Source organism: Providencia sp. 6390, from assembly GCF_058148425.1.
Genome location: NZ_JBYVYL010000009.1, coordinates 66,611 through 79,871 on the forward strand (window position 1 = coordinate 66,611; position 13,261 = coordinate 79,871).

Genomic DNA, 13,261 nt, shown 5'->3' on the forward strand with positions numbered 1-13,261 from the left:
ACTTTCCTTAGCTGAATTTTTGCATTCTATTTATTTACCCGACAACCTTACATTCATATCACCAAAACGTAGCGTTATTATCGAGTCATTGGTATGGTAAATAAAATAGACTATTCCTATCGGAGATAATCATGGTAAAACGTATTGAATTTGCACAACACGGTGGCCCTGAAGTTTTAACTTACACCGATTTTGACCTAAAAGAACCTGCCGATAACGAAATTCAGATAGAAAATCATGCAATAGGGATTAACTACATTGATACTTATGTGCGAAGTGGTTTATACCCTGTCGCAAGCTTGCCCTCGGGCTTAGGCACTGAAGCTGCAGGTGTGGTTGTAAGAACAGGTTCACAGGTGACGGGTTTCCGCCCTGGAGATAGAGTCATGTATGCTCAAGGCCCACTTGGTGCATATAGTGAGGTTCATAATGTACCACAACATGCCGTCGCTCACCTTCCCGACGGCATTTCCTTCCAACAAGCAGCCGCTTGTGGCCTAAAAGGCATGACCGTTTATTATCTCCTCAATCAAACTTATCAAATCAAACGCGATGAAACCTTCTTATTTCATGCGGCGGCGGGCGGTGTGGGGTTAATTGCTTGCCAATGGGCGAAAGCACTCGGCGCAAAAATGATAGGGACTGTCGGTAGTGCAGAAAAAGCAGAACGTGCAAAAGCCGCAGGTGCATGGGAAGTCATTAATTATCAAACTGAAGACATTGCTGAACGCGTTAAAGAACTGACCCAAGGCGAGAAAGTTAACGTTGTTTATGATTCTGTCGGTCAATCAACGTGGATTGCCTCATTGGATTCATTAAAGCGCCGAGGCTTGATGGTGAGTTTTGGTAATGCATCCGGCCCTGTCACAGGGGTAAATTTAGGTATTTTGAATCAGAAAGGCGGTTTATATGTTACTCGCCCATCTTTAGGCGTGTATGTTTCTGATCGTGCTGAGTTAGACCAAGCAAGTCAGGCTCTGTTTGACATGATTTTAAGTGGCAAACTTAATGTCGATGTGCCAGAACAGCAAATCTTTGCACTCAAAGACGTGCAAACCGCTCATCGAACGCTGGAATCAAGAAAAACGCAAGGTTCTAGCTTACTGATCCCTTAAGGAATTTGGGTGCCAATAACCATTGGCACCCCTATCAACACTACTCATCACGAGTCACTAACGAAAGAGCTTGCTCAACTACCGCGAGATCAGCTCCTTTCTTATGAGCATTTTCACTTAAATAACGTCGCCATTGACGTGCGCCGGGGATCCCCTGAAATATACCTAACATATGTCGAGTGATATGCCCAAGGTAGGCACCTTGTGATAACTCTTGTTCAATATAAGGGAACATTTGACGAACGGCTTCGACCGCATCGACCACTGGTAATTGGTTATCGAATAATTGATTATCTACTGCGGTTAAAATTGATGGATTTTGATAAGCCTCACGTCCTACCATCACGCCATCAAGATACTGCAAATGTTCTTTTGCTTCTTCAAGCGTTTTAACTCCACCATTAATTGCCATGGTTAAGTGTGGAAAATCACGTTTCAATTGATAAACACGTGGGTAGTCCAAAGGTGGAATTTCACGGTTTTCTTTTGGGCTAAGACCAGATAACCATGCTTTACGTGCATGGATAATAAACATTTCACAGCCGCCTTTCGTTGAGACGGTATCAATAAAATCACAAAGGAATTGGTAGCTATCTTGCTCATCAATACCAATCCGTGTTTTCACGGTAACAGGTATTGAAACGACATCTTGCATCGCTTTGATGCAATCTGCGACTAGCTGAGCATCTGCCATCAAACAAGCACCAAAGCGGCCATTTTGCACACGATCAGATGGGCAGCCGACATTCAGGTTAATTTCATTGTAACCGCGTTGTTCCGCTAATTTAGCACATTGCGCTAATGCTTCAGGATCACTGCCACCTAATTGCAATGCAACTGGTTGTTCCTGCTGACTAAAAGCAAGGTAATCACCTTTTCCATAAATAATCGCACCCGTGGTTACCATTTCGGTATATAGCAACGTGTTTTTGCTGAGTAAACGGTGAAAATAGCGACAATGGCGATCGGTCCAGTCCAACATGGGCGCAACCGAGAAGCGATTAAGATTACGGTAGCCTTGCGTTGCAGTCTGTTCAGTGCTGATTGAGTTTGGTGTTTGTTGTTGCATGCTAATCTTTTGAGTTTTATCGATTTTTAGCTCTTAAAAGCAAGAAGGCAAAAATAAGAGCCAATTCAGTTGGGCATTGTAGCATAAACCCTTCGCTATCGTGATCATTAGCGTTGTCTTACCACGATGCTATGTGCATATCGACATGCCACACTCAATGATCGGATTTGGTTCCGGCCTGTAGTGCTGTGTATTTTAAACCTAATCTGTACCCATTTTTTGTAACGATACCTCACCAAAGGTCATAAAAATCAGCGTACTACCAGCGAACCCACGATAAACACCTTGCTGTTGATTTAACTCACAAGCCAGAGCAGCAAATTGCCACGCTTCAATTTCATTTATCTCACAAATCGCTTCAGTTAATGGTTCATAGCCATGGCGTTCACCAAACTCCTGCACTGCCAGAGCATCTTGAATAAGTGGTTCTTCGACCGAGCTATTTGCCCAGCCCCACATCCAACTACCTTGGTTTTGATCATAAGTACCAATGATTTGAACAGGTGCAGTCACCATAATATTCTCTGGTGCATCAAACACTATCGAGCCTTTCTCCTGATCTACAGACCAATTGGCTTCATCAAGTTTCCAATTATCGCAATGAAATTGATTTTTGTACTGCAATGAATTCATACTGCGCTCAATTAATGCAGCATAGGGCATATTTTCGTATTGTTGATCCACGGCGATTTCCTTAATTATCCAATATTCTTTAATGCGTCGACCACCAACTGCCAAAATTTAGCATGATCGAGTTTCACTGCAACTTGGGTATGACAATCATCGGGGGCTGGATGGCGGAAATCTGCAACCGTCATGCCCAATGTTAATGTCCCTGTTAATTCAATATCGACAGGTACACGTTGTGTCGTCATCACCGTTGGGTCGATCACATAAGCAACCGCACAAGGATCATGCACTGGAGGCGCATCAAAACCTTGAGCTTGTTTATACATCTTGCCAAAAAAGTCCAATAGTTCTACTACAAATTGAGAACAATCAGTTCCTACATCAGCAATCTTAGCAACAATATCAGGGGTAGCCAGTGCTTGATGGGTAAGGTCGAGCCCTACCATCGTCAGTGGCCATTGTTCGTTAAATACAATGTGTGCCGCTTCAGGATCAATTTTAATGTTAAATTCAGCCACCGCACTCCAGTTACCAACATGGTAACCACCCCCCATTAAAACCACCTCTTTGACACGTTCAACAATACGAGGCTCAAGTCTTGCAGCAAGAGCAATATTCGTTAATGCGCCAGTGGGAACTAAGGTAATCGTTTTAGGTGGATGTGACATGATGAGTTTAATAATTAGCTCCACAGCATGACAACTTTCTAATACCAATGTTGGCACTGGCAACTTGGGGCCATCTAAACCAGAATCACCATGAATATCTGGTGCAACTTCAGTGTCTCGTACCAATGGTCGTGCAGAGCCTGCGGCGAAAGGAATATTGTGAATTTTTGCCATTTCAGCAATAGCAAGTGCATTATGAGTCACTTTTTCAAGTGTTTGATTACCCGCGACTGTCGTGACTGCAAGCAGATCAATTTCAGGATTACCGTAGGCTAAGAGAAGAGCGATTGCATCATCATGTCCGGGATCACAATCAAGGATAATTTTTTTTGCCATACACCATACCTTTTAAAATAAGTAATAGGTTTCTTATTTTTCAGTGTATAGATAAACTCTCGATAACGCATTGTTTGCTATCTCAAAATGATACTTTTTAATGGTTCCAATTAGGACATAAGTTGCCATCTGATTAAAGAATATTACCCACAACATGTTTTATGTTGTGGGCTGTCTCTACGATTACTTCAAAACATGTGCGTAAACACGTTTTTGGCCATCTTCTGTTTTAGGAAGGTAAACTCCTTGCAGCTCTGGAGCAAAACCCGGGAGTAAATTGATCCCTGCTTCTAACGCTTGGAAATAACGCAATACTGGCCCTTCCCACACTTCACCGGGAACCACACAGAGCACACCCGGTGGATATGGCAATGCACCTTCGGCAGCAATGCGCCCTTCCAATTCAGACAATGGCAGCAACTCCACATTGCCACGAATAAATTCCAGATGAGCTTGCTGCGGATTCATTTTCACCGTTGGGAAATGTTGTTTGCGGAACATTTCTTTTTGTAGCTGTTTGATATCATGATCAACACTTAATTGATGCATTTCCTGACATAACCGGCGCAAAGTATAACCTTGATAGTGTTGCTGATAACGTTGATAGACTGATGGTAGAACATCCTCTAATAGCGCATCTTCATCAAGGAATTGTTCAAAACGAACTAAATGCATCACCAATAAATCGAGTTTTTCTTTGCTCTCTGCTGGCGTCAATAAAAATAGAATCGAATTTAAATCACATTTTTCAGGGATCACGCCATGTTCACGCAGAAAATGTGCCAATATAGTGGCTGGGACACCAAAAGATTCATACTTACCGTTTTGTGGATCAATACCCGGTGTTGTGAGCATTAATTTACATGGATCGACAAAGTATTGATTTTCAGCGTAGCCCTCAAATGCATGCCAACGCTGTTTAGGAATAAAATTAAAAAAGCGTTGGTCAGCCGCAATTTGCTCTGTTGGATACTCTTGCCATGGCTTACCATCCACTTGTTCAGGAACAAATGGCCTAAAATAGTGACAGTGATTGATAATAGCCTTTCTTACCTCGATACCTTGCTTCACACATTCCATCCACATCATTTCGCCTGCATCCCCTTGATGTATACGTGCATTGACATCGAGAGAAGCAAACAACGGATAAAATGGACTGGTAGAGGCGTGCATCATAAATGCATTATTCAGTTTTTTATGGGAAACAAAACGCGGTTGCCCTTTTATATGATTATCTTTTTTATGAATTTGTGATGCCTGAGAAAATCCTGCCAATTGTTTATGTACCGACTGCGTGACCATAATACCAGGATCATTTTCATTCAGTTCCAGCAATAATGGTGAGCATTGACGCATCATTGGGATAAATTGCTCATAACCTACCCATGCTGAATCAAATAAAATGTAGTCACATAGATGGCCAATTTTATCCACCACCTGCCTCGCGTTATAAACAGTGCCATCATAAGTACCCAATTGGATCACGGCTAAGCGAAATGGGCGTGCAGTAGCGTTCTTCTCTGGCATCACTTCATCAATCAGCTCACGCAAGTAACCTTCTTCAAAGCAGTGTGCATCAATACCACCAATAAAACCAAATGGGTTACGAGCCGTCTCTAAATAAACAGGTGTCGCTCCAGCTTGGATTAACGCGCCATGGTGGTTAGATTTATGGTTATTACGATCAAACAAAACTAAGTCGCCCGGTGTTAATAAGGCGTTGAGGACCACTTTATTGGATGATGAAGTACCATTTAACACAAAATAGGTTTTGTCCGCATTGAAGACTTTAGCGGCAAATTTCTGTGCTTCTTTTGCTGCCCCCTCGTGGATCAGCAAATCGCCCATCGCCACATCAGCATTACATAAATCAGTACGAAACAGATTTTCACCATAAAATTGATAAAACTGCTCGCCCGTTGGATGACGACGGAAAAATTGCCCACCTTGATGGCCTGGGCAAGCAAAAGTCACATTATGACCCGCAGCATAGTCCGTCATTCGTGCAAAAAATGGCGGTAATAACTGCTCAAGATAAAGCGTTGCAGCATCAAATAACTGACGGTCATTTTCAGCACGCTCTGCCGGTGCTGGCGGTAAAATGCCAGTTAAATAAGGAGGTGCTTCAATATCATCGGGGAGCTGCTTATCACTAATGATAAACAGCGGAATACTGAGCTTACTATCAGCAACCCTTTTCCACAGCCCTTGATTGGCATCCTGTTCGGATAGCACAACAGCAGCAATATTGTTTAACTGTGCATCGCGAATATCTACCCATTGGAAATCTCCAGAAAAGTAGATAGCGACCCCCTGGCTACATGCCACATTGATTTTTTGCATAGCAGTCTGGCTCTTAGTTAGCTGAGGAAAAGAGGCCGACAATATACTGGATAGCACCTAAGATTGGAATGATCCAAACAACCAGAAATAACGCATAAGATTTAAAAGCAGATAATTTTTCATAACATGCTGGTTAATAGCATAAAAATATTAGGCATTCTTTTGGCAATAACAGAGTGAAGCGGGATAAATATGATATAAATTAAAATTACCGACTAACATTAAGATATTCATCAGAATATTAGTCGGCAATTTTATCCAGAATGGGAAGTTAGTTGTTTTTTTCCATGTACAACGTCTGTGAAGGAAATGCAAAGTCAGCGCCATGGCTCTTAACAATATCAATAATCTTCAAATAAACATCCTGCTGTGCCGCTAACCATTCCGCCCATACCGTTGTTTTAGTAAAGCAATACACCATAATATTCAACGATGAATCAGCAAACTCATCAAAGTAAACCAATAAGGTTTGCCCTGTATCAATACTCGGCTCTTGCTGTAACATAGTACGAATTTCACTGACAATCACACTGATTTTATCGGCGTCTTCATAGCGTAAGCCTAATGTGGTTTTAATTCTTCGGTTGGTCATGCGCCCAGGGTTTTCCACACTTATTGATGAAAACAATGAGTTAGGGATATACAAAGGGCGATGATCAAAGGTGACAATTTTAGTGATACGCCAGCCAATCTCCACCACAGTCCCTTCAATATTTCTATCTGGTGAGCTAACCCAATCACCGATATTAAACGGCCTATCAAAGTACAGCATGATCCCCGAGAAAAAGTTACTCAGAATATCTTTACCCGCCATACCGATAGCAATACCACCGATACCGCCAAAAGCCATCAACCCTGATAGACTCATGCCAAAATGTTCACCAAATAATAAGATGATCACCACAAATGTTGCGGTTTTAAACACTCTCGCAATGATACGAGCTGATGTTGGATCACTGCCTTTCTTTATTTGGCTTTTTTCAAGCCGATTAGCCAGTTGAAATAACTTGCGCATCAGAATAATGGCAATTAATGCAACGGTAATAAAATTAATCAGTGGTGTCGAAATAAAAGTCAAATCGAAGTCTGTTGCTGCCATATCAACATACTGCGCAGCAATCACAACCATACCGCATAATACGGCGGTTTGAATAACATGAATGAAAATGCTTTTACGCTTGTGTTTATGTTTACGTTTTTTACTTATCATCTCGAAAACAACAAAAACGGCCAAAAAAACTGCAATAATCGTCATGCCGATCGCATATTTTTCGAGTAGTGTGTCAATCATATTTTACTGCCCTCAACTGCCATGTTTTACATTTTTCGATGGCGTTTGTTACACTGTGAACCATTCAAAACGTTACTAAGATAACAACTTTAAAGTTTATTTTCTTGATAATTATCAATCGCTTTTTTAGACAATCCAATATAGAGCAGATAACATGTTTAGCCCCAATCAAAAACAGATCAATAATGTACTCGAGTTGAGCTTACAACGAAAATACCTTTATTTTATCGGTAAAGTTGCCGATTGGGAGGAGGTCTGGACATTCTGTGATGTCGATGAATTAGTTACAATAAAAGATAATCAACATCGATTGCTGTTTCCAGTCTGGCCAGCGAAGGCTTATGTTGAACGGAATCTAGAAGGTAAATGGTCACATTTCACATCTAAACGCTTAGATCTCACACATTTTATGGCCGAAATGTTACCTGATATGCATGACGCGAATATGACAATTGCAATTATGATGGATCCGCAATGCGAAACCTATGTCATTACTCAAGCAAAACATCTTTTGCAAGATCTCATAGAGGAATGTAAACAATACGAATAAACAACGCAGGCATAAACAGCACCTGCGCTGATTTCAATACTATTTTTCAACCCCTGTTGTCACCGTAAACTGACGACTCTCTCCTGCTGATAACCAAATCAGTGTTTGATTATTTTTTGCAGCTAAAAAACCTTCCGGCCGACAAGTTGCAGGTAGCACAAATGCACCTACTTTTTGATCGCCATTATATAAGATCCAACGAGTGGCATAATTTAGCTCTGAGGCACTGAAACGTGTCACAAACGTAATCCCTTCAGGAGATATCATGCGAAATTCAGGCTGTTGGGTATATTGCGACAAATTATCCATAAAAAACACAATTTCAGGATCACACAAGTTCGGCTGATTGAGTTGATTCAATGTGACCTTACCTGATTGAATTGATTGATTAAAATCCAACCATTGCGGTGTTGGATGAACATGTCCGGGAATTGATTCACGCAACATAATTGCATTTTCGGGAATATTTTGACTCAGTTGTGCATTATCCACATAGGCATAATTCATATGGCACATGTACTGTAGTGGCATAGGAACAGATGCAAGATTAGTCACTGACATTTGAATATCAAACAATGCACTGTCTGCGGTTAATTTAACACTCGGTTCTGCAAGATAATGATGGCCGAACCCCATCACATACTCGTATTCACCGCAGATTTGCAGGCTGTTCGGTGATAATGATAACCATGCATTATCCATTGCTGCACAAGGCATTTCACCATGTAATGGGTGGCTATCCTCTGGCGATGGACAACCATTACTGATTAAGCCTGAATGAAAAGCAAAGCATCCATATGTTTCGACCACCGTTTTAACCGGTTTAGGTTCTGAGAACATATTATCCATTTTCAAATTTTGCCCGCAAAACTCCGCGTCCCAAATCATTTGCCCAAGAAATGGCAGAATAGTCAGATAGCCTTGTGAATTTTCAATCCTTAGACCTTCAACACCCGATGCGTAGCGAAAGGCATTTACCACAAAGTGGTTATTTTTAACGATCAGTGTTGGTCTATCCGTAAATAAGCTTTTGTGAAGTGGAATGATCGTATTCATTTTCATACTCACGGTTAAATTAATCCATGAGGCAGACTAGTCTGCCTCGTAAAAGAGTTATTCCGCATTCTTGGCTTTGAAGCGGCGCTCACCAATAAAGTAAATGCCAACGTAAATAAAGCAGAACATTGAAACAAGGAAAGAGAGTTGTAATGAGTGTAATGCGTCTGCGACATAACCTTGTACCGCAGGCACAAATGCTGCACCGACGATGGCCATAACGATCACCGCACCCGCCATTTCAGTATGTTCATTGTCAACGGTATCTAGGGTACCCGCGTAAATGGTTGCCCAACATGGTCCAAACAAAATACTGACTAATACCGCTGCATAAACCGCAGTAAAGCTAGGTGTAAAGGCGACATAAGCTAAGAACAATGCACCTATCACGGAGTAGATAATCAATACTTTTTCGGCATTGAAGCGTGTCATTAAAATATTGGCAATAAACTTACCAATAAAGAAACAAGCAAAGCTGTATACCATAAAGTTAGATGCATCGCGTTCGTTAATATCCCCCATTTCAAGTGCTAAACGAATTGTGAATGACCAGACCGCCACTTGCATACCCACATATAAGAACTGCGCAATAATGCCTTTTCTAAAACGACTATTTTTCGCTAGATATTTCAACGTATCTAATGCAGATGGGCGTTTATGATCTTTGGTTTCTGCCACTTTGCATTTTGGAAATTTAGTCAGTAAAAATAGGATCATCACGACCACCAGTACCATGATCATATAGCGATACGGCTCTAATGTATTTTCCAACATCGCTAAACGGAACTGATGCACTTGATCTGGGTTCATGTTCGCCATTTGGCTTTGCAAACTATCGCCTTCAGAGAACACCAAATATTTACCCAATAAAATACCACCAGCAGCACCGATTGGATAAAAGGTCTGGCTAATATTTAAACGCAGTGTTGCATACTGTTTTGGCCCGATCATTGAGCTATAAGTGTTGGCAGCAGTTTCAAGAAAACTTAAACCAATCGCAATCGCGAAGATCGCCGCTAAAAACATTGTGTAGGTTGCCATGTGTGATGCAGGGAAAAACATTGAACAGCCCGCAATATATAAAATTAAACCAATCATAATTGCGTATTTATAACTGGTTTTTTTGATCACCAAAGAAGCAGGAATGGCAATTAAGAAATAACCACCATAGAAAGCACTTTGCACCAGTGCCGAGGCAAAGTTACTTAATTCAAAAACGCTTTTAAACTGTGTGATTAAAATATCATTAAGTGCCGCAGCACATCCCCAAAGCGGAAATAAGCACGACAATAGGATAAATTGGAATATAGGAGTCCGACTCAGGTAGCCATCAGGCAACTGAGTGATATTTTTGATGTTCATAGAGTAACCCTTATTTTTATTATCGATATCCACTTTTATTGCGGCTCTAATGACCGCATTATTATCGAGGGATATCGCTTTTTTATTAGCTATTCAGTTGCACAAACTCAGTAAATTGTTCAATGCTTGGGTAAGAAGATTGAGTACCTTTACCTGTCACACTAAATGCAGAAAACAGTACCGCTTTTTTCAATGCATCAGCAATATTGCCTGTATGGACATAGTAATGAGAAAAACAGCCAATAAAGGCATCCCCTGCACCACTAGTATCTATCGCATTTACCTTGATGGCTGGGATCAGCAATTCGCTATCACGAGTCATCCATAACGCGCCTTTTTCACCTAATGTGACGATGAGATTTTTTAGCCCTTTATCCAATAATGATTGAGCGGCACGACGGATATTATCCATGGTGTCGACTGGCATATTGGTGAGAATTTCCAACTCTGTTTCATTAGGCACAAAGAAATCACAACGACAGGCAAAGTCGAGATCTAATGTACGTTGTGCGGGTGCTGGGTTAAGTAATACTGGAATATTGTGTTTATTACCAAAAGCAATGGCGTGATAAACCGTTTCTAGTTGCACTTCGAGCTGCAATACAATCAGTTTGCATTTTTTCAGATCTTCCGCGGCACGTTCAATATCTTCAGGTGATAAGAATTTATTAGCCCCTTTAACGATCAAAATGCTATTTGCGGAGTTTGGATTAACAAAGATCGGCGCTACACCGCTCGATGTGCAAGGCACTTTTTCAACATAGCGAGTATTGATGCCATACGACTCTAGATTACGGATCGTATTATCTGCAAAGATATCATCACCCACTTTTGTTAACATTATCACTTTTGAATTCAGCTTTGCTGCGGCAACGGCTTGGTTGGCCCCTTTACCACCACAACCAATCTTGAATGACGGCGCTTCTAAGGTCTCGCCCTCTTTTGGCATCTGATCAGTGTAAGTGATCAGATCGACCATGTTTGAACCTATAACTGCTATATCCATAATGTCCCTCGTGTTAAATAAATCACATAATGATATGATAATAACATTATCATGTTGCATAAATATCATTTGTGATTAAGATCGCGAATAACGAATGACCAAGTGTTATATCCGCCACATTTTTTCATTCATTGTTATTAACTCCATATTTGCTCTTTATAGGAAACATTTAAATGAAAAACTTAGCACAATTTATCGATCACACCTTATTAGCGGCTAATGCTACCGTAAACGACATCAAACAGCTCTGCTCTGAAGCTGCTGAATACCATTTCGCATCCGTGTGTGTAAACACTGGCTATGTACCTTTAGCCAGTGAATGCCTCAAAAATAGCGATGTCATGGTCTGTTGTGTGGTAGGCTTTCCTCTCGGCGCCTGTTTAACTGAAGCAAAAGCATTTGAAGCCGCAGAAGCAGTGCGTCGCGGTGCAAATGAAGTTGATATGGTGATCAACATAGGAATGCTAAAAAGTGGTGAGCTTGAGTTCGTTCGTCAGGACATTGCTACCGTTTTAGCCGCTTGTGACAATGCAACGCTGAAGGTGATTTTAGAAACCTGCCTGTTAACCGATGAAGAAATTATTCAAGTTTGTGAAATTTGCCGCACATTGAAGGTTGGTTTTGTGAAAACTTCAACAGGTTTCAGTACAATGGGTGCCACTGAACACCATGTTGCATTAATGCGTAAAGTCGTTGGTGATGAAATTGGCGTTAAAGCCTCTGGTGGTGTTCGTGATCGTGAAACGGCAGAGAAAATGATCAAAGCTGGTGCCAACCGCGTTGGGGCCAGCGCGAGTGTCGCGATTGTCTCAGGTGAAAATGTAACCTCAAGTGGGTACTAAACGACGGGGCGCGGTAAATCCGCGCCAATTAAAAAAGGATTGCTCGGTGATAGAAACTAAACAAAAAGAACGCCTTCGCCGTTTGAGTGAATGTATTAAACGCTCAGGAAGAATTCACCTGAAAGAAGCGGCTAGAATACTTGAAGTCTCTGAAATGACGATTCGCCGTGACTTAAATGCCGATACTGAAGGCCCTATCCCTATGTCACTTCTCGGTGGCTATATTGTTTCTGTTACCCAACCATCCTTGCCACAACATAACGACCCCCAAGCCAATATTTTCACCCCCGATCAAACTGAAGAGCTATACATCCCTAACTTAGCAGCCAGTATGGTATCCGATGACGATGTGATCTTTTTCGATAATGGAATCGAAATGGCGACACTGATATCACTGATCCCAGAAGAAATTAGTTTTACTGGTATTTGTTACTCTCATAACGTTTTCCTCGCATTAAGTCAGAAGAAAAACGCGACAGCCTTACTGTGTGGTGGTGAATACCGCCCTAAAAGTGATTCATTTTATAATCCTACCCAGCCCTCAATTCTTGACTCGATAAACCCGAAAAAAGCCTTTATTTCAGCAGCGGGCATTCACAGTAGCTATGGTGTAACTTGCTACAACTTAGATGATTTACCAATGAAAAAGAAAGCCATGGAAAAGTCGATTCGTAAAATTTTACTGGCGAAATATAACCAATTTGATGAAGTCGCGACCGCAAATATGGGCGATCTCTCCCAATTCGATGTCATCATTACCAACCGCCAGCTCTCTGATGAATATGAGACCTATTGCCGTAATGGTTTTGTGAAGGTGATATACTAGCCTTAATATGTCGATTTTATCTTAAATTTTCGACACGTGATTACGACGTGTCGATTCAATCGACATAACATCAAAACGTGTACATTTTTCCATAATTTTTCGACATATTATTGCGACATGTCGATTGAGTCGACATAACATCAAAACGTGTACATTTTTCCAAGATT

The 13,261-nt window shown here is 41.2% G+C and carries 12 protein-coding genes; 4 read left to right on the plus strand and 8 right to left on the minus strand.

The window, feature by feature from the left end; translation table 11 throughout:
* Nucleotides 1-131 precede the first annotated feature (131 nt).
* Nucleotides 132-1,115, plus strand: coding sequence for an NADPH:quinone reductase (locus AC3Z9T_RS17405; protein WP_490127354.1), 984 nt, complete (start codon nucleotides 132-134; stop codon nucleotides 1,113-1,115).
* A gap of 40 nt (nucleotides 1,116-1,155) precedes the next feature.
* Here the strand turns inward: AC3Z9T_RS17405 and dusA are convergent, their stop codons facing one another.
* The 5 genes from dusA to AC3Z9T_RS17430 form a co-directional block, all read right to left on the minus strand.
* A complete protein-coding gene (gene dusA / locus AC3Z9T_RS17410; RefSeq protein WP_490127355.1) occupies nucleotides 1,156-2,184 on the minus strand; it encodes a tRNA dihydrouridine(20/20a) synthase DusA in 1,029 nt (342 codons plus the stop codon).
* A 201-nt stretch (nucleotides 2,185-2,385) separates the two neighbouring features.
* Nucleotides 2,386-2,868, minus strand: a complete 483-nt coding sequence (locus tag AC3Z9T_RS17415; protein ID WP_490127356.1) for a DUF6882 domain-containing protein — start codon at nucleotides 2,866-2,868, stop codon at nucleotides 2,386-2,388.
* 14 nt (nucleotides 2,869-2,882) lie between these two features.
* Nucleotides 2,883-3,818, minus strand: coding sequence for a uridine-preferring nucleoside hydrolase UriH (gene uriH / locus AC3Z9T_RS17420; RefSeq protein WP_490127357.1), 936 nt, complete (start codon nucleotides 3,816-3,818; stop codon nucleotides 2,883-2,885).
* A gap of 183 nt (nucleotides 3,819-4,001) precedes the next feature.
* Nucleotides 4,002-6,161: an ornithine decarboxylase gene (locus tag AC3Z9T_RS17425; RefSeq protein WP_490127358.1), complete on the minus strand. Its 2,160-nt coding sequence runs from the start codon at nucleotides 6,159-6,161 to the stop codon at nucleotides 4,002-4,004.
* A 271-nt stretch (nucleotides 6,162-6,432) separates the two neighbouring features.
* Nucleotides 6,433-7,452 (minus strand): mechanosensitive ion channel family protein, encoded by a 1,020-nt coding sequence (locus AC3Z9T_RS17430; RefSeq protein ID WP_490127359.1) that lies wholly within the window; start codon nucleotides 7,450-7,452, stop codon nucleotides 6,433-6,435.
* 196 nt (nucleotides 7,453-7,648) lie between these two features.
* Here AC3Z9T_RS17430 and AC3Z9T_RS17435 point away from each other — a divergent pair, with 196 nt between their 5' ends.
* On the plus strand, nucleotides 7,649-8,002 hold the full coding sequence (locus tag AC3Z9T_RS17435) for a DUF2750 domain-containing protein (RefSeq protein WP_490127360.1): 354 nt from the start codon (nucleotides 7,649-7,651) through the stop codon (nucleotides 8,000-8,002).
* Between the two features lie 39 nt (nucleotides 8,003-8,041).
* On the opposite strand, the gene AC3Z9T_RS17440 is transcribed toward AC3Z9T_RS17435, so the two are convergent.
* From AC3Z9T_RS17440 to rbsK, 3 genes are all read right to left on the minus strand, one after another.
* Nucleotides 8,042-9,058, minus strand: a complete 1,017-nt coding sequence (locus tag AC3Z9T_RS17440; protein WP_490127361.1) for an aldose 1-epimerase family protein — start codon at nucleotides 9,056-9,058, stop codon at nucleotides 8,042-8,044.
* 57 nt (nucleotides 9,059-9,115) lie between these two features.
* On the minus strand, nucleotides 9,116-10,420 hold the full coding sequence (gene fucP / locus AC3Z9T_RS17445) for an L-fucose:H+ symporter permease (protein WP_490127362.1): 1,305 nt from the start codon (nucleotides 10,418-10,420) through the stop codon (nucleotides 9,116-9,118).
* Between the two features lie 85 nt (nucleotides 10,421-10,505).
* Nucleotides 10,506-11,426, minus strand: a complete 921-nt coding sequence (rbsK, locus tag AC3Z9T_RS17450; RefSeq protein WP_070927248.1) for a ribokinase — start codon at nucleotides 11,424-11,426, stop codon at nucleotides 10,506-10,508.
* A 173-nt stretch (nucleotides 11,427-11,599) separates the two neighbouring features.
* Here rbsK and deoC point away from each other — a divergent pair, with 173 nt between their 5' ends.
* Together deoC and deoR are read left to right on the plus strand one after the other, a co-directional pair.
* Nucleotides 11,600-12,268, plus strand: coding sequence for a deoxyribose-phosphate aldolase (gene deoC, locus AC3Z9T_RS17455; protein ID WP_490127363.1), 669 nt, complete (start codon nucleotides 11,600-11,602; stop codon nucleotides 12,266-12,268).
* Between the two features lie 46 nt (nucleotides 12,269-12,314).
* Nucleotides 12,315-13,094 (plus strand): DNA-binding transcriptional repressor DeoR, encoded by a 780-nt coding sequence (gene deoR / locus AC3Z9T_RS17460; RefSeq protein WP_490127364.1) that lies wholly within the window; start codon nucleotides 12,315-12,317, stop codon nucleotides 13,092-13,094.
* Nucleotides 13,095-13,261: the final 167 nt, after the last annotated feature.

Bases quoted from the DNA above. Each gene is read 5' to 3' on its own strand.
- AC3Z9T_RS17405 (WP_490127354.1), top strand. From the start codon at position 132: ATGGTAAAACGTATTGAATTTGCACAACACGGTGGCCCTGAAGTTTTA.
- dusA (WP_490127355.1), bottom strand. From the start codon at position 2,184: ATGCAACAACAAACACCAAACTCAATCAGCACTGAACAGACTGCAACG.
- uriH (WP_490127357.1), bottom strand. From the start codon at position 3,818: ATGGCAAAAAAAATTATCCTTGATTGTGATCCCGGACATGATGATGCA.
- AC3Z9T_RS17425 (WP_490127358.1), bottom strand. From the start codon at position 6,161: ATGCAAAAAATCAATGTGGCATGTAGCCAGGGGGTCGCTATCTACTTT.
- AC3Z9T_RS17430 (WP_490127359.1), bottom strand. From the start codon at position 7,452: ATGATTGACACACTACTCGAAAAATATGCGATCGGCATGACGATTATT.
- AC3Z9T_RS17440 (WP_490127361.1), bottom strand. From the start codon at position 9,058: ATGAATACGATCATTCCACTTCACAAAAGCTTATTTACGGATAGACCA.
- fucP (WP_490127362.1), bottom strand. From the start codon at position 10,420: ATGAACATCAAAAATATCACTCAGTTGCCTGATGGCTACCTGAGTCGG.
- rbsK (WP_070927248.1), bottom strand. From the start codon at position 11,426: ATGGATATAGCAGTTATAGGTTCAAACATGGTCGATCTGATCACTTAC.
- deoC (WP_490127363.1), top strand. From the start codon at position 11,600: ATGAAAAACTTAGCACAATTTATCGATCACACCTTATTAGCGGCTAAT.